The organism is Pseudomonas sp. AC355 (assembly GCF_979258205.1).
In genome coordinates, this window is record NZ_OZ409843.1 from 1,138,178 (window position 1) to 1,161,969 (window position 23,792).

Genomic DNA, 23,792 nt, shown 5'->3' on the forward strand with positions numbered 1-23,792 from the left:
CTCGTCGTGCCGACCGTCAGAGGCGATCCGCTATCGCCGTCGGTCGATTGCGACACCCAACATCATCGGGATGGAACTTCGAATTCACATCATTGATGCCGAGCTGTGGTCAGAAGCCACCTCACCCGGATCAGTGCTTTGTGCAAGTTCAGCAAAAAGAGAGTTAAATCAAATATGACCACACGCTCGAAGATTATCTACACCCTCACCGACGAAGCCCCTGCGCTTGCGACCTACTCCCTGCTCCCCGTCGTCAAAGCGTTCACTGCCTCTTCGGATATCGCCGTCGAAACCCGCGACATCTCGCTGGCCGGCCGTATCCTGGCACTTTTCCCCGAGTTTCTGACCGATGCTCAGAAACAGGGTGATCACCTGGCCGAGCTGGGCGCACTGGCCACCACGCCAGAAGCCAACATCATCAAACTGCCGAACATCAGCGCCTCTGTTCCACAGTTGAAGGCCGCAATCAAAGAATTGCAGAGCCAGGGCTACGCCCTGCCGGATTACCCGGACACGGGCGATAGCGACGAAGCACGCGACATTCGCAGCCGTTACGACAAGGTCAAAGGCAGCGCCGTGAACCCGGTACTGCGCGAAGGCAACTCCGACCGTCGTGCCCCGCTGTCGGTCAAGAACTATGCCCGCAAGCACCCGCACAAGATGGGCGCTTGGAGCGCTGACTCCAAGTCCCACGTGGCACACATGGAGAGCGGCGATTTCTACGGCAGCGAAAAGGCTACCCTGATCGATGCCAAAGGCAGCGTGAAGATCGAACTGATCGGCACCGATGGCACCGCCACCGTGCTGAAAGAGAAAACCTCGGTTCTGGCCAACGAAGTCCTGGATTGCTCGGTGCTGAGCAAGAAGGCACTGCGCAGCTTCATCGCCGCAGAGATCGAAGACGCCAAGAAACAGGGTGTACTGTTCTCGGTTCACCTGAAGGCCACCATGATGAAGGTCTCCGACCCGATCATCTTCGGCCAGATCGTTGCCGAGTTCTACAAGGCCGCCCTGGAGAAGCACGCAGCTGCCCTGCAAGAAGCCGGCTTCAACCTGAACAACGGTATCGGCGACCTGTACTCCAGCATCAAGAAGCTGCCCGCTGACAAGCAGGCCGAGATCGAAGCCGACATCAACGCCGTTTACGCCGATCGTCCGGCGCTGGCGATGGTCAACTCCGACAAGGGCATCACCAACCTGCACGTGCCGAGCGACGTGATCGTCGACGCTTCGATGCCAGCGATGATTCGCGACTCGGGCCGCATGTGGAACACCGCAGGCGAGCTGCAAGACGCGAAGGCCGTGATTCCGGATCGTTGCTACGCCGGCATCTACCAAGTGGTCATCGAGGACTGCAAGGCCAATGGTGCCTTCAACCCGACCACCATGGGCAGCGTGCCGAACGTTGGCCTGATGGCGCAGAAAGCCGAAGAGTACGGTTCCCACGACAAGACGTTCCAGATCCAGGCCAATGGCGTGGTTCGCGTCAGCGATGCCAATGGCAAAGTGCTGATGGAACAGTCGGTCGAGGAAGGCGATATCTTCCGTATGTGCCAGACCAAGGACGAGCCGATCCAGGATTGGGTCAAGCTGGCCGTCAACCGTGCACGCCTGAGCGACACCCCTGCGGTGTTCTGGCTGGATCCGGCACGTGCGCATGACGCCGAAATGATCAAGAAGGTCGAGCAGTACCTGAAGGATCACGACACCAGCGGCCTGGACATCCGCGTCCTCGCACCCGTCGAAGCCATCAAGTTCTCCCTGGCACGCATCCGCGAAGGCAAGGACACCATCTCAGTGACCGGCAACGTGCTGCGCGACTACCTGACCGACTTGTTCCCGATCATGGAGCTGGGCACCAGCGCCAAGATGCTGTCGATCGTGCCGCTGATGAATGGCGGTGGTTTGTTCGAAACCGGCGCTGGCGGTTCCGCGCCGAAGCACGTACAGCAACTGGTCGAGGAAAACTTCCTGCGCTGGGATTCGTTGGGTGAGTTCCTGGCTCTGGCTGCTTCCCTGGAGCACCTGGGCAACACCTACGACAATCCGAAGGCACTGGTACTGAGCAAGACCCTTGACCAGGCCACCGGCCAGTTCCTCGACACCGACAAGTCGCCAGCGCGCAAGGTCGGCGGTATCGACAACCGTGGCAGCCACTTCTACCTGGCGCTGTACTGGGCTCAGGCTCTGGCAGCACAGAGCGAAGACGCCGCACTGCAAGCGCAGTTCGCGCCACTGGCCAAGACCCTGAGCGACAACGAAGCCAAGATCGTTGCCGAACTGGGTGCGGTACAGGGCAAGCCGGCTGAAATCGGCGGCTACTACGCGCCGAACAAGGAGCTGACCGAAAAAGTCATGCGTCCAAGCGCGACCCTCAACGCAGCACTGGCCTCTCTGGTCTGAATGATTCGTTGAGGTAAAAGACCCCGGCCCAGTGCCGGGGTTTTTATTTTCATATCCGCTACAAGGAGGCTCCATGGCCTGGCATGCACACGTCACCGTTGCGACGATAGTCGAGCACAACGGGCGCTTTCTGTTCGTCGAAGAACTCAAGGGCGGGCGCCTGGTACTCAACCAGCCCGCCGGCCATCTGGAACCACGGGAAAGCCTGCTGCAGGCCGCAGTACGCGAAACCCTGGAAGAGACCGGCTGCGATGTCGAGCTGACCGGTGTTACTGGTATCTACCTGTACACCGCACCGAGTAATGGCGTGACCTATCAACGCATCTGCTTCACCGCCAACCTGCTCGAGCATCATCCCGAGCGTGCGCTGGACAGCGACATCAGCGGCATTCGCTGGCTCAACCATGAAGAGCTGAAGGCTGAGTCCGATCATCTGCGCAGTGAGCTGGTGATGCGTTGCCTGGATGATTACCTGGCGGGTGCCCGCTTTCCCCTCAGCCTCATTCACGAACCGATGTAACCACAATCGGCAGAACTGAAACGTCCTGCGCATCCTGTTAGAATCTCGCCCCTTTGAAGCCTGTATTGATCCCGACCATGCAAGATCCAGCCACTCAGCGCGTAATCGTCGGCATGTCCGGCGGCGTCGACTCCTCCGTATCGGCCCTGCTGTTGCTCGAGCAGGGTTATCAGGTCGAAGGCCTGTTCATGAAGAACTGGGACGAGGACGACGGCACCGAATACTGTACCGCCATGGACGACCTGGCAGACGCCCAGGCCGTTTGCGACCGCATCGGCATCAAACTGCATACCGCCAACTTCGCGGCCGAGTACTGGGACAACGTGTTCGAACACTTCCTGGCCGAGTACAAGGCTGGACGCACGCCGAACCCGGACATCCTCTGCAACCGTGAAATCAAGTTCAAGGCGTTCCTCGACTACGCCCTGATGCTTGGTGCCGACCTGATCGCTACCGGCCACTATGTGCGTCGCCGTGATATCGACGGGCGCAGCGAGCTGCTCAAGGGCCTCGACCCGAACAAGGATCAGAGCTACTTCCTGCACGCCGTTGGCGGTGAGCAGATCGGCAGGACGCTATTCCCCGTCGGCGAGCTGGAAAAGCCTCAAGTACGCGCTATCGCCGAAAAATACGAGCTGGCCACTGCCAAAAAGAAAGACTCCACCGGCATCTGCTTCATCGGAGAGCGGCGCTTCAGCGACTTCCTCAAGCAGTACCTGCCGGCGCAGCCGGGTAATATCGAAACCACCGAGGGCGAGGTTATCGGCAAGCACCACGGCCTCATGTACCACACCATTGGCCAGCGCCAAGGCCTGGGCATTGGTGGGCTGAAAGATGCCAGCGATGAGCCTTGGTATGTGCTGCACAAGGATCTGACCCGCAATGTGCTGGTGGTCGGTCAGGGCAACGAACACCCATGGCTGTTTTCCCGCGCCCTCAATGCCTCGCAGCTCTATTGGGTCAACCCGATTGAGCTGGATGCACCGCGTCAGCTGACGGCCAAGGTGCGCTACCGCCAGGCAGACCAGACCTGCACGCTGGAGCGCAGCGCAGCGGGTTACCGGGCCACGTTCGAGCAGCCGCAGCGCGCGGTTACGCCCGGACAGTCCGTGGTTTTTTACGATGGTGATATCTGTCTTGGCGGTGGCGTGATCGAAAGCGCCGAGCCCTGGAGCGAGGGCGCCCCACGATGAACCCGACACAAGAACAACTGATCGCGCTCGGTGCGGTATTTCAGGCCGCTGTGATGGTCGACAAGATCGCCAAGACCGGCCAGGCCGCCGAAAGCGAAGTGACCTGCCTGATTGGTAGCCTGCTGGTACGTGACGCCAAGGGCACTCTGGATGTTTTTGGCGGTGACGACCTCAACCTTCGAGAAGGTTACCGGGCCATGGTCAGCGCGCTGGAACGCGACCCCACGAGCCTGCAGCGCGAGCCGCTGCGCTATGCCCTCGCCCTGCTGGGACTGGAACGCCAGCTCGACAAACGTGGCGACCTCCTGCAATTGATGGGCGGCCGCCTGGATCAGATCCAGAATCAAGCCGAACACTTCGGCATTGGCCATGAGAACGTGATCTCCTCATGCGGTGCGCTTTATCAGGACACCATCAGCACCTTCAAGCAGCGCATTCAGGTGCAGGGTGACAGCCGCTTTCTGCAGCAGCCTGCCAATGCCTCGAAAATCCGCGCCCTGCTGCTCGCCGGCATCCGCGCAGGCCGCTTGTGGCGACAGCTCGGCGGTCATCGCTGGCAGCTGGTGTTTAGCCGCCGCAAATTGCTGAGAGAGCTGTACCCAATGCTGCGCAACTAAGCGCAGCACTTTTTCTGATGTGCATCTCGTTCATCGAATGACTCAGGGCCGCCGCCGATAGCCGCCCTACTTCATGTATGATATGCGCCCTTTTCAACGCCCGACTGTCCGAGAACGCCTCCCATGCTGCTTTCCTCGCTCACCGCGGTTTCGCCCGTAGATGGCCGCTATGCCGGCAAAACCAGCGCTCTGCGCCCCATTTTCAGCGAATACGGCCTGATTCGTTTCCGCGTTCAGGTCGAAGTCCGCTGGCTGCAGCGCCTCGCTGCCCATGAAGGTGTGAGCGAAGTCGCGCCCTTCTCCGCCGAAGCCAACGCGCTGCTCAATGAGCTGGCCGAAAACTTCGCCGTGGAGCACGCCGAGCGCGTCAAAGAGATCGAGCGCACCACCAACCACGACGTCAAAGCCGTGGAGTACCTGCTCAAGGAACAGGCTGCCAAGCTGCCGGAGCTGGACAAGGTCAGCGAGTTCATCCACTTCGCCTGCACCAGCGAGGACATCAACAACCTGTCCCACGCCCTGATGCTGCGCGAAGGCCGTGACAACGTGCTGCTGCCGCTGATGCGCCAGATCGCCACTGCCATCCGCGATCTGTCGGTCAAGTTCGCCGACGTGCCGATGCTGTCGCGCACCCACGGCCAACCGGCCTCGCCCACCACCCTGGGTAAAGAGCTGGCCAACGTCGTCTATCGCCTCGAGCGTCAGATCGTGCAGATCGCCGCCGTGCCACTGCTGGGCAAGATCAATGGCGCCGTGGGTAACTACAACGCCCACCTGTCCGCCTACCCGCAGATCGACTGGGAAGCCAACGCCCGTCAGTTCATCGAGAACGATCTGGGCCTGCAGTGGAATCCCTATACCACGCAGATCGAACCGCACGACTACATCGCCGAGCTGTTCGACGCCATCGCCCGCTTCAATACCATCCTCATCGACTTCGATCGCGATGTCTGGGGCTACATCTCCCTGGGCTACTTCAAGCAGAAGACCATCGCGGGCGAGATCGGCTCCTCGACCATGCCGCACAAGGTCAACCCGATCGACTTCGAGAACTCCGAAGGCAACCTGGGTATCGCCAACGCGCTGTTCCAGCACCTGGCCAGCAAGCTGCCGATTTCCCGCTGGCAGCGTGACCTGACCGACTCCACCGTACTGCGCAACCTCGGTGTCGGCTTCGCCCACAGCGTGATCGCTTACGAAGCAAGCCTCAAGGGAATCAGTAAGTTGGAGCTCAATGCTCAACGTATTGCTGAAGACCTGAACGCCTGCTGGGAAGTCCTCGCCGAGCCGATTCAGACCGTCATGCGCCGCTATGCTATCGAGAACCCCTACGAGAAGCTCAAGGAGCTCACTCGTGGCAAGGGCATCACGCCGGAAGCACTGCTGGCCTTCATCGACGGCCTGGATATGCCACAGCAAGCCAAGGAGGAGCTCAAGCAGCTCACTCCAGCCAACTACATCGGCAACGCGGTGGCTCAGGCCAAACGCATCTAAGCTGTAGCCCGTCTCAAGGACGCCCGGCTGAAGCCGGGCGTTTCTTTTTATACGCTTTAATAAATATCAAGGACTTACAGATGAATCCTGATGCTCCTCTTCAGCTATTGGGTGGCCTGAGCGCACGTGAATTCCTGCGCGATTACTGGCAGAAGAAGCCCCTGCTGGTGCGCCAGGCCATCCCTGATTTCGAAAGCCCGATCTCTCCGGACGAATTGGCCGGCCTCGCCCTCGAAGAAGAAGTCGAATCGCGCCTGGTGATCGAGCACGGCGAAACGCCGTGGGAAGTGCGCCGCGGCCCGTTCGCCGAGGACGCCTTCTCGCAGTTGCCCGAACGCGAATGGACGCTGCTGGTGCAGGCTGTCGACCAGTTCGTTCCCGAGGTTGCCGAGCTGCTGGAAGAATTCAAGTTCCTGCCCAAGTGGCGTATCGATGACGTGATGATCAGCTTTGCCGCGCCTGGCGGCGGCGTTGGCCCGCACTACGATAACTACGATGTATTTCTCCTACAGGGCCATGGCCGTCGCCGCTGGCAGATCGGCCAGATGTGCGATTCGCAAAGCCCCCTGCTGCCTGATCTCGAAATGAAGATCCTGGCTCAATTTGATCAAACCGAAGAATGGGTACTCGAGCCCGGCGATATGCTCTATCTGCCGCCGCTCCTGGCCCACAGTGGCACCGCCGAGGACGACTGCATGACTTATTCCGTGGGTTTCCGCGCACCCAGCGCGGCCGAAGTACTGACCCATTTCACTGACTTTCTCGGCCAGTTCCTGCCCGACGAAACGCGCTACAGCGATGCCGGCACCGCGCCGGTCAGTGACCCCAACGAAATTCAGCGCGACGCCCTGGATCGCCTCAAGGCGCTACTCGCCGAACATATGAGCGACGAGCGCCTGCTGATGACTTGGTTCGGCCAGTTCATGACCGAACCGCGCTACCCGGAACTGATCGCCGGTATCGAGATTGACGAAGACGGCTTCCTCGACCAGTTGGAAGACGGTGCAGTGATGATCCGTAACCCCAGTGCGCGTATGGCGTGGTCGGAAGTCGGTGAAGACCTAGTGTTGTTCGCCAGCGGGCAGAGCCGCCTGGTTTCCGCTAGCCTGCGTGAACTGCTGAAACTGATCTGCTCGGCCGACGCCCTGCACCTGGAAAATATTGGCCCATGGATAGCCAACGACGAAGCTCGGGAGTTGGTTCTCGAACTGACCAAACAAGGAAGTCTGGAGTTTGCTGCCGATGAATGACCTGCACGTACGCATCGCCGACTGGCACAAGGATTACGAAGAACTGCGACGCATCCGTGAAACGGTATTCGTCGCTGAGCAGGCGGTGCCGCCTGAACTGGAATGGGACGCCGAAGACAGTGATGCCGTGCATTTTCTCGCCTGCGAAGGCGACTACCCGATCGGAACCGCACGCCTGCTGGCAGACGGTGAGATCGGTCGGGTATCGGTGCTCAAGGACTGGCGTGGTTTAAAGATCGGCGAAAGGCTACTGCAGGCGGTGATTGCCGAGGCGGAAAAGCGTGGGCTGAGTCAGCAAATGCTCAGCGCCCAGGTGCAGGCGACACCGTTCTATGAAAAGCTGGGCTTCACTGTAGTGAGTGATGAATACCTGGAAGCAGGCATTCCCCACGTCGACATGGTGCGCAGCAGCGGCTGATGATCAGCTGTGGCCTGTGCGACGTTAGGCCAGTGCCACAGAGGTCAGCATGAGCGATGAAGATACGCCCGTTGGTGAAGCCCTCGACCTGATCGAGTTCGAGTCGCCAGGGCGTTTTACCCTGCATAACCCCGAAAGCGAATTACCGCCGCCAGCCATCTGGGAGCCGGCTCCGTTTGTGCTCGGGGCCGAGCAGGCGTTGCAGCGTTTCAGTCTCCCCGATCAGGCCCGCGCCCATGCTCTTGCCTTGATGCAGCAAGCCACTCGTACGCTGTGTTTATACAGCCCGGATCTCGAACCCTGGCTCTACCACCACAGCAGTATTCAACAAGCATGCACACAATTTCTGCTGGGCAATCGCAACCGTCGGCTGCGCATACTGCTGCGTGACAGTAATCGTGCGGTTCGTGACGGTCATCGGCTGATTGCGCTATCGCACAAACTGTCCAGTTACGTCCAGATCCGCCTCTGCAACCCCAATTATCCCGCCCCCGAAGGTGCGTTTCTGCTGGCTGACGATCAGGGCTTGTTGATGCGGACCGAGCCGGATCAATTTGCCGGGTACGCGAAATACCAGGATCCGGGTCATGTTCGCCAATTGCAGCGGCTGTTCGACCAAACCTGGGATACCAGCATTACCGATCCTGACCTGCGGAGTTTTCTGTTATGAAACGACATTTTCTTGGTGCGGCCCTGCTCGCGCTCAGCCTGTCGGCAGTGGCTGCCACTGAAGTCATTGCGCTCAACTACCGGACAGCTGGCGACTTGCTGCCCGTGGTGCAGTCGGCATTAGGCAACGAGGGGCGCGTCAGTGCCTACGGTAACCAGCTTATCGTCAATGCGCCGGCGGAAAAAATCGAAGAAGTCCGCGCCCTCCTCGGTCAGCTCGATACTCAACCGCGGCGCTTGCTGATCAGCGTTGACACCAGTGAATCCACCTACAGAGACGACCGGGGTTACAGCGTTGATGGCAGCATCAGCGCCGGTAGTGGCCGCGTGGAGATTGGCCGCGGCGAAGTCAACGGTCGCGACCAAGCGCGTGTCATCCGCCGCAGCACCGACAGCCGTGGAGGTGGCACTCAACAGGTGCAGACCAGTGAAGGCTATCCGGCGCTGATCCAGGTCGGCCAGAGCGTGCCGGTAACCACCAGCAGTCGTGGGCCTTATGGCCAGGTCTATAACAACACCGAGTACCGAAACGTCACCCAGGGCTTTTACGTCACCGCCAGCCTCGCCGGCGATGTCGTGCACCTGGACATCAGCAGCAACCGTGATCGAGTCAGCCAGACACAGCCTGGGGTGATTGACATCCAGCAGGCCGATACCCGCGTCAGCGGCCGAGTGGGCGAATGGATCAGCATCGGTGGCAGCAGCGAACAGAGCCAGGCTGATCGCAACGGCGTATTGCGCCGCTACTCCACCGAAGGCCGTGAAGATATGAGTATGCGCGTTAAGGTCGACGTAATCGACTGAGAGCCCCGTAAAACGTGACCATACGGTCGATCTAAGACTTATGTAGTAGATCTAAAAAAACACTACAAAAAACGATTGACGAACATTTTCGTCGGTCGCATGATGGCCTCGCTCCCGCTAATCAGGGGCTCCGGAAACGGAGTCTCCGGGTCGCATCCTCGCTTACCGGAGGATCGATTCGTGTTGTTAAGCCCACAAGGCAGTTCGACGAGATGGCGACTGGAACGAGGTTGTCCTGAGGGACGGGGAAGCGTTTCACGTATCGATCAGCACAGTGCCGCGGGCGTCCACGGGCCCATACGCACAATGACTCGCCTACCCGGTGGGTGGTGTCTGGCGATGCGTTTCGTCCACCCGGCCCAAAGTGCCCTCCTTCCAGTTTCCTCTCAACGTCTGCGGTGAGCTCGCTCCGAGCCCTGCGCCTGGACTGTGCGCGACGTTCGGTGCTCGACCAAACACACACTTGAAGGATTGACCATGTCAGCTTACGAAAACGACATCAAAGCCGTTGCCGCCCTCAAAGAGGCCGCTGGCAGCAGCTGGAGCGCCATCAACCCGGAGTCCGTCGCACGTATGCGTGCCCAGAACCGCTTCAAGACCGGTCTGGACGTCGCCAAGTACACGGCCGCCATCATGCGTAAGGACATGGCCGAGTACGACGCCGACTCTTCCGTCTATACCCAGTCGCTCGGCTGCTGGCACGGCTTCATTGGCCAGCAGAAGCTGATCTCCATCAAGAAGCACCTGAAGACCACCAATAAGCGCTACCTCTACCTGTCCGGCTGGATGATCGCCGCGCTGCGTTCCGATTTTGGCCCACTGCCCGATCAGTCCATGCACGAGAAGACCGCAGTCGCTGCGCTGATCGAGGAGCTCTACACCTTCCTGCGCCAGGCCGACGCCCGTGAGCTGGATCTGCTGTTCAACGCCCTGGACGCGGCACGCGGCGCCGGTGACAAAGCCAAGCAGAGCGAAATTCAGGCGCAGATCGACAATTTCGAAACCCACGTGGTACCGATCATCGCCGATATCGACGCCGGCTTCGGCAACCCGGAGGCCACTTACCTGCTGGCCAAGAAAATGATCGAGGCAGGCGCCTGCTGCATCCAGATCGAGAACCAGGTGTCCGACGAGAAGCAGTGCGGCCACCAGGATGGCAAGGTCACCGTTCCCCATGTCGACTTCCTGGCCAAGATCAACGCCGTGCGCTACGCCTTCCTCGAGCTGGGCGTGGACGACGGCGTGATCGTCGCTCGTACTGACTCCCTGGGGGCCGGCCTGACCAAGCAGATCGCCGTGACCAACGAGCCGGGTGACTTGGGCGACCAGTACAACTCGTTCCTCGACTGCGATGAAATCAGTGCAGCCGAGTTGAAGAACGGTGACGTGGTGGTCAACCGCGACGGCAAGTTGCTGCGGCCCAAGCGCCTGCCGTCTAACCTGTTCCAGTTCCGCAAGGGCACCGGTGAAGACCGCTGCGTACTGGACAGCATCACCTCGCTACAGAACGGCGCCGACATGATCTGGATCGAAACCGAGAAGCCTCACGTCGGGCAGATCAAGGCCATGGTCGATCGCGTTCGCGAAGTCGTCCCCAATGCCAAGCTGGTCTACAACAACAGCCCGTCGTTCAACTGGACGCTGAGCTTCCGTCAGCAGGTATTCGATGCGTTCGTCGCTGACGGCAAGGACGTTTCTGGCTACGACCGCGCCAAGCTGATGAGCGTCGAGTACGACGAGACCGAGCTAGCTCAAGTTGCCGACGAGAAGATCCGCACCTTCCAGCGCGATGGTTCGGCCAACGCCGGCATCTTCCATCACCTCATTACACTGCCGACTTACCACACGGCGGCTCTGTCCACCGACAACCTCGCCAAGGGCTACTTCGCCGATCAGGGCATGCTGGCTTACGTCAAAGGAGTGCAACGTCAAGAAATCCGTCAAGGCATCGCCTGCGTCAAGCACCAGAACATGGCCGGCTCGGATCTCGGCGACAACCACAAGGAGTACTTTGCCGGCGAAGCCGCGCTGAAAGCGGGCGGCAAGGACAACACGATGAACCAGTTCCATTGAGAGCTGCCAGGGCACTGCAAGGTGCCTGATTAACCCTTTGGCCCTGGCAGCGATGCCGGGGCTTTTTATTGCTATAACTAGAACAAAGAAAAACTCAATATCCGCTGTGTGTTCAAGTGCGCCATAGATGGACAACTAAGCGACAGTTATTAGCGTAAAAGAACAGATTCTCAAATGATAAATATTCCCATTGAAGTGAGTTTAATTATTCACTACATACATAGCGCTTGCCGCTATCAAAACCTTCCTATTTCCATAGACGTTTGATTTTTATTGAAAAAATATATTTTCTTGATGGCGTTCGAGCGACTTAATATTATTTTTTTGATCTGAAAAATTTACTTACACGCAATACAGGCATAATATTATGCAGATAGATTGCAAGACGACTTGATTTGTCTTGCCATAACTTTAATTACGCGCGAAGCCGTTCCTTGCCTGAGGAGTCCCGGCATGTTGGAAGCAAGCAGTTCCCTGTCCCACAATTGGGCGCTGGCCATTTTTCTGCTGGGCGTCGTCGCCCTTTGTGCATTCATGTTGGGTCTGTCCAGCCTGCTGGGCAGCAAGGCATGGGGCCGCAGCAAGAACGAGCCGTTCGAATCAGGCATGCTTCCCACTGGCAGCGCTCGCCTGCGGCTGTCCGCAAAATTCTATCTGGTCGCGATGCTCTTCGTGATCTTCGACGTCGAAGCCCTCTTTCTCTTCGCCTGGGCTGTCTCTGTTCGCGAAAGCGGCTGGGCCGGCTTTATCGAAGCAGCCGTTTTCATAAACATTCTGTTGGCAGGTCTTGTCTACCTTTGGCGTATCGGTGCGCTTGATTGGGCACCGGAGAGTCGTAAGGCTCGGCAGGCGAAGCTCAAACAATGAGGCTTTGGCGATGCAATACAAACTTACTCGGATCGATCCGGATGCTCCCAACGAGCACTACCCGATCGGTAAACGGGAGGTCGTTTCCGACCCGCTGCTAGAGGATGAAGTGCACAAGAACATCTACATGGGGAAACTCTCGGATGTTCTCAACGGCGCGGTGAACTGGGGTCGCAAGAACTCCTTGTGGCCGTACAACTTCGGCCTGTCGTGCTGCTACGTGGAAATGACCACCGCCTTCACCGCGCCGCACGACGTTGCACGCTTCGGTGCCGAGGTAATCCGCGCATCCCCACGCCAGGCGGACTTCATGGTCATCGCCGGCACCTGCTTCATCAAGATGGCGCCCGTCATCCAGCGCCTCTATGAGCAGATGCTCGAACCCAAGTGGGTCATCTCCATGGGCTCGTGCGCCAATTCCGGCGGCATGTACGACATCTACTCGGTCGTTCAGGGTGTCGACAAGTTCCTTCCCGTCGACGTCTATATACCTGGTTGCCCGCCCCGTCCCGAGGCGTTTCTGCAAGGGCTGATGCTGTTGCAGGAATCGATCGGTCAGGAGCGCCGCCCGCTGTCCTGGGTCGTTGGCGATCAAGGCGTTTATCGCGCCGAGATGCCTTCCCAGAAAGAACAGCGCCGCGAGCAGCGTATTGCGGTTACCAACCTGCGTTCCCCTGACGAAGTCTGAGTCCCGCTTTCAAGCAAGGCCGGATTCACTCTCACCGTTGACCGATAGCGATCGAGACCATGACTGCAGACACCACCGTGTCCATTGCGCCGTACAAGGCGGACGACCAAGACGTCGTCGTTGAGCTTCAATCCCGTTTTGGCGCCGACAGCTTCACGCTGCAGGCCACCCGCACCGGCATGCCGGTCATCTGGGTCGGCCGCGACAAGCTCGTCGAAGTCTTGCGCTTCCTGCGCCAGGCAGCGCGCCCCTACGTCATGCTGTACGACCTGCACGGCGTCGACGAGCGCCTGCGTACGCAGCGCCGCGGCCTGCCGGACGCAGACTTCACCGTGTTCTATCACCTCATGTCGCTGGAGCGTAACAGCGACGTGATGATCAAGGTGGCCCTACGCGAGGGCGATCTGAACCTGCCTTCCGTGACCGGTATCTGGCCGAACGCCAACTGGTACGAGCGCGAAGTGTGGGACCTCTACGGTATCCATTTCACCGGTCACCCGCACCTGACCCGAATAATGATGCCGCCGACCTGGGAAGGTCACCCGCTGCGCAAGGACTACCCGGCGCGCGCCACCGAATTCGATCCGTTCAGCCTGACCCTGGCCAAGCAACAGCTCGAGGAAGAAGCCGCACGCTTCAACCCCGAGGACTGGGGCATGAAACGCCAGAGCGAGAACGAGGACTACATGTTCCTCAACCTCGGCCCCAACCACCCGTCTGCACACGGTGCGTTCCGCATCATCCTGCAGCTCGACGGTGAAGAAATCGTCGACTGCGTGCCGGAAGTTGGTTACCACCACCGTGGTGCCGAGAAGATGGCCGAACGCCAGAGCTGGCACAGCTTCATTCCCTACACCGACCGTATCGACTACCTCGGCGGGGTGATGAACAACCTGCCTTACGTGCTCTCGGTCGAGAAGCTGGCCGGCATCAAGGTGCCCCAGAAGGTCGACACCATCCGTATCATGATGGCCGAGTTCTTCCGCATCACCAGCCACCTGCTGTTCCTGGGTACCTATATCCAGGACGTCGGCGCCATGACCCCGGTGTTCTTCACCTTCACCGACCGCCAGCGTGCCTACAAGGTGATCGAAGCCATCACCGGTTTCCGCCTGCACCCGGCCTGGTACCGCATTGGCGGTGTCGCTCACGACCTGCCGCGCGGCTGGGAAAAGCTGGTCAAGGAATTCGTCGACTGGCTGCCCAAGCGCCTCGACGAGTACGAGAAGGCCGCGCTGCGCAACAGCATTCTCAAGGCGCGAACCATTGGTGTGGCGCAGTACAACACCAAGGAAGCCCTGGAATGGGGTACCACCGGTGCCGGCCTGCGCTCCACCGGTTGCGACTTCGACCTGCGCAAGGCGCGCCCCTACTCCGGCTACGAGAACTTCGAGTTCGAAGTGCCGCTGGCCGTCAATGGCGATGCCTATGACCGCTGCATCGTGCGCGTCGAAGAGATGCGCCAGAGCATCAAGATTATCGACCAGTGCATGCGCAACATGCCGGAAGGCCCGTACAAGGCGGATCACCCGCTGACCACGCCGCCGCCCAAAGAGCGCACGCTGCAACACATCGAGACGCTGATCACCCACTTCCTGCAGGTTTCATGGGGCCCGGTCATGCCGGCCAACGAAAGCTTTCAGATGATCGAAGCGACCAAGGGGATCAACAGTTATTACCTGACCAGCGACGGCAGCACCATGAGCTACCGCACCCGCATTCGTACCCCGAGCTTCCCGCACCTGCAGCAGATCCCTTCGGTGATCCGCGGCAGCATGGTCGCTGACCTGATCGCGTATCTGGGCAGTATCGACTTCGTTATGGCCGACGTGGATCGCTGAGGAAAACACCATGAGCAATGCAGCCCTGATTCAGACCGACCGTTTCGCCCTCAGCGAAACCGAGCGCTCGGCCATCGAGCACGAGATGCACCACTACGAGGATCCGCGTGCGGCGTCCATCGAAGCCCTGAAGATCGTGCAGAAAGAGCGCGGCTGGGTGCCAGACGGCGCCGCCGATGCCATCGGCGCGATCCTCGGCATTCCGGCCAGCGACGTGGAAGGTGTCGCCACCTTCTATAGCCAGATTTTCCGTCAGCCCGTCGGCCGCCACATCATCCGTGTATGCGACAGCATGACCTGCTTCATCGGTGGCCATGAAAACGTGCTCGGCAGCATCAAGTCCGAACTGGGCATCGTGCCCGGGCAGACCACCGCTGACGGCCGCTTTACCCTGCTGCCCGTGTGCTGCCTGGGCAACTGCGACAAGGCGCCGGCGCTGATGATCGACGACGAGACCTTCGGTGACGTGCAACCCGAAGGCGTAGCGCAACTGCTGGAGAGTTTCCAATGATCAGTCGCAGCTCGAACCTGCTGACGTCTTTCGGCCCGGCGAACCGCATCACCCGCAGCGAAGAGACTCATCCGCTGACCTGGCGCCTGCGCGACGATGCGCAACCGGTCTGGCTGGAGGAATACCAGCAGAAGAACGGCTACGCCGCTGCACGCAAGGCGCTGGCCGAGATGGCCCAGGCCGACATCGTTCAAACGGTCAAGGATTCCGGCCTCAAGGGCCGTGGCGGTGCGGGCTTCCCCACCGGCGTGAAGTGGGGCCTGATGCCCAACGACGAATCCCTGAACATCCGCTACCTGCTGTGCAACGCGGACGAGATGGAGCCCAATACCTGGAAAGACCGCATGCTGATGGAGCAGTTGCCGCACCTGCTGGTGGAAGGCATGCTGATCAGCGCCCGGGCCCTGAAAGCCTACCGGGGCTACATCTTTCTGCGGGGCGAATACGTCGACGCGGCCGCCAACCTCAACCGGGCGATCGACGAAGCCAAGGCTGCTGGCCTGCTGGGCAAGAACATTCTCGGCAGCGGTTTCGATTTCGAGCTGATCGTGCACACCGGTGCCGGGCGCTACATCTGCGGTGAAGAAACCGCACTGATCAACTCCTTGGAAGGCCGTCGCGCCAACCCGCGCGCCAAGCCGCCCTTCCCGGCCGCCGTGGGCGTGTGGGGCAAGCCGACCTGCGTCAACAACGTCGAAACCCTGTGCAACGTGCCGTCAATCATCGGCAACGGCGTCGACTGGTACAAATCCCTGGCCCGCGAAGGCAGCGAAGACCACGGCACCAAGCTGATGGGCTTCTCCGGCAAGGTCAAGAATCCAGGCATCTGGGAGCTGCCATTCGGCATCAGCGCCCGTGAGCTGTTCGAAGACTATGCCGGTGGCATGCGCGACGGTTACACGCTCAAGGCCTGGCAGCCAGGCGGCGCCGGCACCGGCTTCCTGCTTCCCGAACATCTGGATGCGTCCATGTACGCCGCCGGCATCGCCAAGGTCGGCACCCGCATGGGCACCGGCCTGGCCTTGGCCATCGACAATACCGTGAACATGGTGTCGCTGTTGCGCAACATGGAAGAGTTCTTCGCGCGCGAATCCTGCGGCTGGTGCACGCCATGCCGTGACGGCCTGCCGTGGAGCGTGAAGATTCTGCGCGCCCTGGAGCGCAAGCAAGGCACCCGCGAGGACATCGACACCCTCCTCGGCCTGGTCAATTTCCTCGGCCCTGGCAAAACCTTCTGCGCTCACGCGCCGGGTGCCGTGGAGCCGCTGGGCAGCGCGATCAGGTATTTCCGCGAGGAGTTTGACGCCGGTGTGATCACCGACGCGATCCAGCCGCCAGTGGCGGCACACGCAGTATGAACCTGATGGCCGGACATTTGGGCGCGCTGCGCCGTCCGGCCCGGGTCACGACAAAGAATTCCCTTAGCCCGTCCACCTTCGGGTGGGCAAACGAAGACTGAAGAAAATGGCCACTATCCACGTAGACGGCAAAGATCTCGAAGTCGATGGTGCGGACAACCTGCTGCAGGCCTGTCTGTCCCTCGGACTCGATATCCCCTACTTCTGCTGGCACCCGGCGCTCGGCAGCGTCGGCGCCTGCCGCCAGTGTGCGGTGAAGCAGTACACCGACGAGAACGACAAGCGCGGCCGCCTGGTCATGTCCTGCATGACGCCGGCCACCGACAACAGCTGGATCTCCATCGACGACGAAGAGGCCGTGGCCTTCCGCAAGAGCGTCGTCGAATGGCTGATGACCAACCACCCGCACGACTGCCCGGTCTGTGAGGAAGGTGGTCACTGCCACCTGCAGGACATGACGGTGATGACCGGCCACAACACCCGTCGTTATCGCTTCACCAAACGTACCCACCAGAACCAGGAACTCGGCCCGTTCATCGCCCACGAGATGAACCGCTGCATCGCCTGCTATCGCTGCGTGCGTTACTACAAAGACTACGCTGGCGGTACCGATCTGGGCGTCTACGGCGCGCACGACAACGTGTATTTCGGGCGTGTCGAAGACGGCACCCTGGAAAGCGAGTTCTCCGGCAACCTGGTTGAGGTCTGCCCGACCGGTGTATTCACTGACAAGACCCACTCCGAGCGTTACAACCGCAAGTGGGACATGCAGTTCGCCCCGAGCATCTGCCATGGCTGCTCCAGCGGCTGCAACACCAGCCCGGGTGAACGTTATGGCGAAGTGCGCCGCATCGAGAACCGCTTCAACGGCTCGGTGAATGGCTACTTCCTGTGTGACCGTGGCCGTTTCGGCTATGGCTACGTCAACCGCGAAGACCGGCCACGTCAGCCGATGATGATGCTCAGCAAGATGAAGATGAGCCTCGATTCCGCACTGGATCAGGCGGCCGCGCTGCTGAAGAACCGCAAGGTGATCGGCATCGGCTCGCCACGGGCCAGCCTGGAGGGCAACTTCGCCCTGCGCGAACTGGTCGGCAACGATAACTTCTACTCCGGTATCGCCGCGGCCGAGCAGGCCAATATCCGCCTGATCCGTGACGTACTGCAGAACGGCCCGCTGCCGGTGCCGACCCTGCGCGATATCGAGGATCACGACGCGGTATTCGTGCTCGGTGAAGACCTGACCCAGACCGCCGCGCGCATCGCTCTGGCGCTGCGCCAGTCGGTCAAGGGCAAGGCCACCGAGATCGCTGCCGGTGCGAAGATTCAGGACTGGCACATGGCTGCGGTGCAGAACGTCGCCCAGCACGCGCTCAATCCGCTGTTCATCGCCAGCGTCACCGCTACCCGCCTCGACGATATCGCCGAGCAGTGCGTACAGGCGGCGCCGGATGACCTGGCTCGTATCGGTTTCGCCGTGGCCCACGCCATCGATCCGAGCGCTCCGGCAGTCAGTGGTATCGATAGTGAAGCCGCCGAGCTGGTGCAGCGCATCGCCGAGGCGCTGCTCAATGCACGCCGCCCGCTGATCGTATCCGGTGCCTCGCTGGGTAGCCGGGCGCTGATCGAAGCCGCAGCGAACATCGCCAGCGCGCTGAAAAATCGCGGCAAGGCCGGCTCCATCAGCCTGGTGGTGCCGGAAGCCAACAGCTTGGGCCTGGCCCTGCTGATGGGTGAGCAGTTCGCCAGCCATACCCTGGACGACGCGCTGCAAGCGCTCACCTCGGGCCTGGCCGATGCACTGGTGGTGCTGGAAAACGACCTCTACCACCGTGCCGATGCCGCCCGTGTAGACGCCGCCCTGGCTACCGCCAAGGTGGTGATCGTCGCCGATCACCAGAGCACAGCCACCACCGTCAAAGCGCACCTGCTGCTGCCGGCCGCCAGCTTCGCCGAAGGCGATGGCACCCTGGTCAGCCAGGAAGGTCGCGCCCAGCGCTTCTTCCAGGTTTACGATCCGTCCTACTACGACGCCAACATTCTGGTTCGTGAAGGCTGGCGCTGGCTGCACGCCCTGCACAGCACACTGCTGGGCCGTGGCGTGGACTGGACACAACTGGATCAGGTCACTGCCGCCTGTGCAGCCAGCAGTGCCGAGCTGGCCGGTATCCGTGATGCCGCGCCAGGCGCCTCGTTCCGCATCAAGGGCCTCAAACTGGCCCGTGAACCACACCGTTACAGCGGTCGTACCGCCATGCGCGCCAATATCAGCGTGCACGAACCGCGTCAGCCCCAGGACAAGGACTCGGCCTTCGCGTTCTCCATGGAAGGCTATTCGGGCAGCAAGGAAGACCGTCAGCAGATCCCCTTTGCCTGGTCGCCAGGCTGGAACTCGCCACAGGCCTGGAACAAGTTCCAGGACGAAGTCGGCGGTCACCTACGTGCCGGTGACCCAGGTGTGCGCCTGATCGAAGCTACTGGCGCGGGCATTGACTGGTTCGCCGCCCCTGCGCCGTTCAATCCGGCCCAGGGCACCTGGCAGGCCGTGCCGCTGCACCACCTGTTCGGCAGCGAGGAAAACTCCTCGCGCGCCGCGCCAATCGCCGAGCGTATGCCCGCACCTTACGTCGCGCTGGCCAAGGAAGAAGCCGATCGCCTGGACGCGAGAGACGGCGCTCTGCTGCAACTGAGCGTCAATGGTCAGGCACTGCGCCTGCCGCTGCGCGTAATGGACGAGCTGGGGATCGGTCTGATCGGTTTGCCTGTTGGCCTGCCGGGTATTCCGCCAGCGTTTGCCGGTGCCGCAGTGAGCGCGTTGTCCGTTACCCGCACTGAGGAGGCCGCGCAATGAGTTGGCTGACTCCCGAGCTGCTCGACATCATCCAGGAAGTGCTCAAGGCCATCGTCATCCTGCTGGCCGTGGTGGTGTGCGGCGCGCTGCTGAGCTTCGTCGAGCGCCGCTTGCTCGGCTGGTGGCAGGACCGCTACGGCCCCAACCGGGTTGGTCCAGTTCGGCATGTTCCAGATTGCCGCGGACATGCTGAAGATGTTCTTCAAGGAAGACTGGACGCCCCCGTTCGCCGACAAGGTGATTTTCACCCTGGCGCCAATCATCGGCATGGGCGCCATGCTGATCGCCTTTGCGATCATCCCCATCACCCCTAACTGGGGCGTGGCGGATCTGAACATCGGCATCCTGTTCTTCTTCGCCATGGCGGGCCTGTCGGTGTACGCCGTGCTGTTCGCGGGCTGGTCGAGCAACAACAAGTTCGCCCTGCTCGGCGCCCTGCGCGCCTCGGCGCAGACGGTGTCGTATGAAGTGTTCCTGGCCCTGGCGTTGATGGGCATCGTCGCCCAGGTCGGCTCGTTCAACATGCGCGATATCGTCGATTATCAGGCCGAGAATCTGTGGTTCATCATTCCGCAGTTCTTTGGTTTCTGTACCTTCTTCATCGCTGGCGTCGCCGTGACTCACCGTCACCCCTTCGACCAGCCGGAAGCGGAACAGGAACTGGCCGACGGCTACCACATCGAGTATGCCGGCATGAAATGGGGCATGTTCTTCGTCGGTGAATACATCGGCATCGTAACCATTTCCGCCCTGCTGGTGACCCTGTTCTTCGGCGGCTGGCACGGCCCGTTCGGCATCCTGCCGCAGATCCCGTTCTTCTGGTTCGCGATCAAGACCTGCTTCTTCATCATGATCTTCATCCTGCTGCGCGCCTCCATCCCGCGCCCACGGTATGACCAGGTCATGGCCTTCAGCTGGAAGTTCTGTCTGCCGCTGACCCTGATCAACCTGCTGGTGACCGGCGCCGTTGTGCTGGCCACGGCCCAGTAAGGAGAAAGCGATGTTCAAATATATCTGGGACATACTGGTCGGTACCGCGACCCAATTGCGCAGCCTGGTCATGGTCTTCAGCCATGGCTTCCGTAAGCGCGACACCCTGCAATACCCGGAAGAACAGGTTTACCTGCCGCCACGCTACCGTGGCCGCATCGTGCTGACCCGCGATCCCGACGGCGAAGAGCGCTGCGTAGCCTGCAACCTGTGCGCCGTGGCGTGCCCGGTGGGCTGCATCTCGCTGCAGAAAGCCGAAACCGAAGACGGTCGCTGGTACCCGGACTTCTTCCGCATCAACTTCTCGCGCTGCATCTTCTGCGGCCTGTGCGAGGAAGCCTGCCCGACCACGGCGATTCAGCTCACCCCGGATTTCGAGATGGGCGAGTTCAAACGTCAGGATCTGGTCTACGAGAAAGAAGATTTGCTGATCTCCGGCCCTGGCAAATACCCCGACTACAACTTCTATCGCGTGGCCGGTATGGCCATTGCCGGCAAGCCGAAAGGCGCTGCGCAGAATGAAGCCGAGCCGATCAACGTCAAGGGGTTGTTGCCATAATGGAATTCGCCTTCTATTTCTCAGCAGGGGTCGCGGTTGCCTCGACCTTTGGCGTTATCACCGGCAAGAATCCGGTGCACGCCCTGCTCTACCTGATCATTTCTCTGCTCGCCGTTTCCATGGTGTTCTTCAGCCTCGGCGCGCCATTCGCTGGCGCGCTGGAAATCATCGTTTATGCAGGCGCGATCATGGTGCTGTTCGTGTTCGTGGTGATGATGCTCAACCTTGGCCCGGCCTCCGTGCAGCAGGAACGCACCTGGCTGACACCGGGTATCTGGATCGGCCCGGGGCTGCTTTCCGCCGTGCTGCTGGGGCAGTTGCTGTACGTGCTGTTTGCCGTACCGAGTGGCGCCACCATCGGCCATACCACGGTCGATGCCAAAGCCGTCGGCATTCACCTGTTCGGCCCTTATCTGCTGGCCGTTGAGCTGGCTTCCATGCTGCTGCTCGCCGCGCTGGTCGCCGCCTATCACCTGGGCCGCAACGACATCAAGGATGCTACGCCATGAACGGTATTCCAATGGAGCACGGCCTGGCGCTGGCCGGCGTGCTGTTCAGTCTCGGTCTAGTCGGCCTGATGGTGCGTCGCAACATCCTGTTCGTGCTGATGAGCCTGGAAGTGATGATGAACGCCGCCGCCCTGGCGTTCGTCGTGGCGGGTGCACGCTGGGGACAGGCTGACGGGCAGATCATGTTCATCCTGATCATCGCCCTGGCGGCTGCCGAAGCGAGCATCGGCCTGGCGATCCTGCTGCAGCTGTATCGCCGCTTCCATACCCTCGATATCGACGCAGCCAGCGAGATGCGCGGATGAACTTCTTATTCCTGACGTTACTGTTCCCTCTGGTTGGCTGGTTCATCCTGGCTTTCTCCCGCGGCCGTTTTTCAGAAACGCTCGCAGCGATCATCGGCGTTGGCTCGGTAGGTCTTTCGGCGCTGACCACCGCGCTGATTATCTGGCAGTTCAATACCGCGCCTCCTTTAAATGGCGTGTTCACCCAGACCTTGTGGCAATGGATGAGCGTCGAGGGTCTGGCACCGAGCTTCACCCTGTATCTGGACGGTCTGTCGTTGACCATGCTCGGCGTGGTCACCGGTGTGGGCTTCCTGATTCACCTGTTCGCCAGCTGGTACATGCGAGGTGAAGAGGGTTACTCGCGTTTCCTCTCCTACACCAACCTGTTCATCTTCAGCATGCTGCTGCTGGTGCTGGGCGATAACCTGATGACCCTGTTCTTCGGGTGGGAAGGCGTAGGCCTGTGCTCCTACCTGCTGATCGGCTTCTATTACAAGCATGTGCCCAACGGTAACGCGGCGCTGAAGGCCTTCATCGTCACCCGCATCGGCGACGTGTTCCTGATGATTGGCCTGTTCCTGCTGTTCCTCAACCTCGGCACCCTGAACATTCAGGAGCTGATGGTGCTGGCCCCGCAGAAATACGCAGCCGGCGATACCTGGCTGTGGCTGGCGACCCTGATGCTGCTCGGCGGCGCGGTCGGCAAATCCGCCCAGTTGCCGCTGCAGACCTGGCTGGCCGACGCCATGGCTGGCTCCGACCCCGGTTTCGGCGCTGATTCACGCCGCCACCATGGTCACCGCAGGCGTCTACCTGATCTCCCGTACCAACGGCCTGTTCCTGCTGACCCCGGAGATTCTCCAACTGGTCGGCATCGTCGGCGGCGTGACGCTGGTACTGGCAGGCTTCGCCGCTCTGGTGCAGACCGACATCAAGCGCATCCTCGCCTATTCGACCATGAGCCAGATCGGCTACATGTTCCTCGCCTTGGGCGTTGGCGCCTGGGACGCGGCGATCTTCCACCTGATGACCCACGCGTTCTTCAAGGCGCTGCTGTTCCTCGCCTCCGGTTCGGTGATCCATGCCTGCCACCACGAGCAGAACATCTTCAAGATGGGCGGCCTGTGGAAGAAGCTGCCACTGGCCTATGCCAGCTTCATCGTCGGTGGCTCGGCTCTGGCGGCGCTGCCGCTGATCACCGTGGGCTTTTATTCCAAGGACGAGATCCTTTGGGAAGCCTTCGCCAGCGGCAACTCCGGCCTGCTTTACGCCGGCCTGCTGGGCGCCTTCATGACCTCGATCTACACCTTCCGGCTGATCTTCATCGCCTTCCATGGCGAACAGAAGACCGAAGCCCATGCCGGTCATGGCATCGCTCACAACCTGCCGCTGCTGGTATTGATCGTGCTGTCGACCTTCATCGGCGCCTGGATCACCCCGCCGCTGGCAGGCGTGTTGCCGCAAAGCGCCGGCCATGCCGGTGGCGAAGCCAAGCACAGCCTGGAAATCGTCTCGGGCTGCATCGCCCTGGCCGGCATCCTGCTGGCGGCCATGCTGTTCCTCGGCAAGCGCAGCTTCGCTACCGCTGTCGCCAACAGTGCGCCGGGGCGTTTCCTGTCGGCCTGGTGGTTCGCTGCCTGGGGCTTCGACTGGCTCTATGACAAGATTTTCGTGCAGCCCTACCTGTTCCTCTGCCGCGTGCTCGCCCGCGACCCCATCGATGGTGCCATCGGCATCATCCCGCGCCTGGCGCGTGGCGGGCATGGTGTGCTGAGCCGCAGCGAGACCGGGCAGCTGCGCTGGTACGCCATCTCCATCGCCGGGGGCGCCGTGCTGGTGCTCGCCGCCGTGCTGGTGGCCTGACCGATGATCTCGAATACTTTTTCTAAG

General features: G+C 60.8%; 19 protein-coding genes and 2 pseudogenes. All 21 read left to right on the plus strand.

The genetic code is table 11. The features are described 5' to 3' along the window. Positions 1 to 174 precede the first annotated feature (174 nt). The 21 genes and pseudogenes from ACZ0AI_RS05420 (at position 175) to nuoL (ending at position 23,765) form a co-directional block, all read left to right on the plus strand. Positions 175 to 2,403, plus strand: coding sequence for an NADP-dependent isocitrate dehydrogenase (locus ACZ0AI_RS05420; RefSeq protein ID WP_463564901.1), 2,229 nt, complete (start codon positions 175 to 177; stop codon positions 2,401 to 2,403). A gap of 73 nt (positions 2,404 to 2,476) precedes the next feature. Further along, positions 2,477 to 2,923 (plus strand): NUDIX hydrolase, encoded by a 447-nt coding sequence (locus ACZ0AI_RS05425; RefSeq protein WP_225832251.1) that lies wholly within the window; start codon positions 2,477 to 2,479, stop codon positions 2,921 to 2,923. Positions 2,924 to 3,000: 77 nt separating this feature from the next. After that, positions 3,001 to 4,116, plus strand: a complete 1,116-nt coding sequence (mnmA, locus tag ACZ0AI_RS05430) for a tRNA 2-thiouridine(34) synthase MnmA (RefSeq protein WP_463564902.1) — start codon at positions 3,001 to 3,003, stop codon at positions 4,114 to 4,116. Further along, the gene (hflD, locus tag ACZ0AI_RS05435) at positions 4,113 to 4,733 is read left to right on the plus strand and encodes a high frequency lysogenization protein HflD (RefSeq protein ID WP_225832247.1); all 621 of its coding nucleotides are present in this window, start codon (positions 4,113 to 4,115) and stop codon (positions 4,731 to 4,733) included. Before mnmA ends, hflD begins: the two co-directional genes overlap by 4 nt. A 123-nt stretch (positions 4,734 to 4,856) precedes the next feature. Beyond that, entirely contained in the window at positions 4,857 to 6,227 is a 1,371-nt protein-coding gene (gene purB, locus ACZ0AI_RS05440) for an adenylosuccinate lyase (RefSeq protein WP_463564903.1), read from the plus strand. 80 nt (positions 6,228 to 6,307) lie between these two features. Then, positions 6,308 to 7,477, plus strand: coding sequence for a ribosomal protein uL16 3-hydroxylase (locus ACZ0AI_RS05445; protein WP_463564904.1), 1,170 nt, complete (start codon positions 6,308 to 6,310; stop codon positions 7,475 to 7,477). Beyond that, positions 7,470 to 7,895, plus strand: a complete 426-nt coding sequence (locus tag ACZ0AI_RS05450) for a GNAT family N-acetyltransferase (RefSeq protein WP_463564905.1) — start codon at positions 7,470 to 7,472, stop codon at positions 7,893 to 7,895. Before ACZ0AI_RS05445 ends, ACZ0AI_RS05450 begins: the two co-directional genes overlap by 8 nt. 49 nt (positions 7,896 to 7,944) lie before the next feature. After that, complete coding sequence (locus tag ACZ0AI_RS05455) at positions 7,945 to 8,565, plus strand: DUF7931 domain-containing protein (RefSeq protein ID WP_463564906.1); 621 nt, start codon at positions 7,945 to 7,947, stop codon at positions 8,563 to 8,565. After that, positions 8,562 to 9,368, plus strand: a complete 807-nt coding sequence (locus tag ACZ0AI_RS05460; protein ID WP_463564907.1) for a secretin N-terminal domain-containing protein — start codon at positions 8,562 to 8,564, stop codon at positions 9,366 to 9,368. The genes ACZ0AI_RS05455 and ACZ0AI_RS05460 overlap by 4 nt, the downstream gene beginning before the upstream one ends. Before the next feature lie 477 nt (positions 9,369 to 9,845). Next, positions 9,846 to 11,441, plus strand: a complete 1,596-nt coding sequence (locus ACZ0AI_RS05465; protein WP_463564908.1) for an isocitrate lyase — start codon at positions 9,846 to 9,848, stop codon at positions 11,439 to 11,441. Between the two features lie 453 nt (positions 11,442 to 11,894). After that, complete coding sequence (locus ACZ0AI_RS05470) at positions 11,895 to 12,308, plus strand: NADH-quinone oxidoreductase subunit A (protein ID WP_463564909.1); 414 nt, start codon at positions 11,895 to 11,897, stop codon at positions 12,306 to 12,308. A gap of 10 nt (positions 12,309 to 12,318) precedes the next feature. Beyond that, positions 12,319 to 12,996 carry a NuoB/complex I 20 kDa subunit family protein gene (locus ACZ0AI_RS05475; RefSeq protein ID WP_463564910.1) on the plus strand — a complete coding sequence of 226 codons (678 nt, stop codon included), beginning with the start codon at positions 12,319 to 12,321 and terminating at the stop codon, positions 12,994 to 12,996. Positions 12,997 to 13,055: 59 nt separating this feature from the next. Then, positions 13,056 to 14,837, plus strand: coding sequence for an NADH-quinone oxidoreductase subunit C/D (gene nuoC, locus ACZ0AI_RS05480; RefSeq protein ID WP_463566250.1), 1,782 nt, complete (start codon positions 13,056 to 13,058; stop codon positions 14,835 to 14,837). A gap of 10 nt (positions 14,838 to 14,847) precedes the next feature. Then, on the plus strand, positions 14,848 to 15,348 hold the full coding sequence (gene nuoE, locus ACZ0AI_RS05485) for an NADH-quinone oxidoreductase subunit NuoE (RefSeq protein ID WP_463564912.1): 501 nt from the start codon (positions 14,848 to 14,850) through the stop codon (positions 15,346 to 15,348). Further along, the gene (gene nuoF, locus ACZ0AI_RS05490; protein WP_463564913.1) at positions 15,345 to 16,706 is read left to right on the plus strand and encodes an NADH-quinone oxidoreductase subunit NuoF; all 1,362 of its coding nucleotides are present in this window, start codon (positions 15,345 to 15,347) and stop codon (positions 16,704 to 16,706) included. Before nuoE ends, nuoF begins: the two co-directional genes overlap by 4 nt. A gap of 106 nt (positions 16,707 to 16,812) precedes the next feature. Next, positions 16,813 to 19,557 carry an NADH-quinone oxidoreductase subunit NuoG gene (nuoG, locus tag ACZ0AI_RS05495; RefSeq protein ID WP_463564914.1) on the plus strand — a complete coding sequence of 915 codons (2,745 nt, stop codon included), beginning with the start codon at positions 16,813 to 16,815 and terminating at the stop codon, positions 19,555 to 19,557. Then, positions 19,554 to 20,547 (plus strand): annotated as a pseudogene (gene nuoH, locus ACZ0AI_RS05500) (NADH-quinone oxidoreductase subunit NuoH). Before nuoG ends, nuoH begins: the two are co-directional and overlap by 4 nt. Positions 20,548 to 20,557: 10 nt before the next feature. After that, on the plus strand, positions 20,558 to 21,106 hold the full coding sequence (nuoI, locus tag ACZ0AI_RS05505; RefSeq protein ID WP_463564916.1) for an NADH-quinone oxidoreductase subunit NuoI: 549 nt from the start codon (positions 20,558 to 20,560) through the stop codon (positions 21,104 to 21,106). After that, entirely contained in the window at positions 21,106 to 21,615 is a 510-nt protein-coding gene (nuoJ, locus tag ACZ0AI_RS05510) for an NADH-quinone oxidoreductase subunit J (RefSeq protein WP_463564917.1), read from the plus strand. Before nuoI ends, nuoJ begins: the two co-directional genes overlap by 1 nt. Further along, the gene (gene nuoK, locus ACZ0AI_RS05515; protein ID WP_070883764.1) at positions 21,612 to 21,920 is read left to right on the plus strand and encodes an NADH-quinone oxidoreductase subunit NuoK; all 309 of its coding nucleotides are present in this window, start codon (positions 21,612 to 21,614) and stop codon (positions 21,918 to 21,920) included. Before nuoJ ends, nuoK begins: the two co-directional genes overlap by 4 nt. Next, positions 21,917 to 23,765: pseudogene (gene nuoL / locus ACZ0AI_RS05520) on the plus strand (NADH-quinone oxidoreductase subunit L). The gene nuoK and the pseudogene nuoL overlap by 4 nt, the downstream one beginning before the upstream one ends. Positions 23,766 to 23,792: the final 27 nt, after the last annotated feature.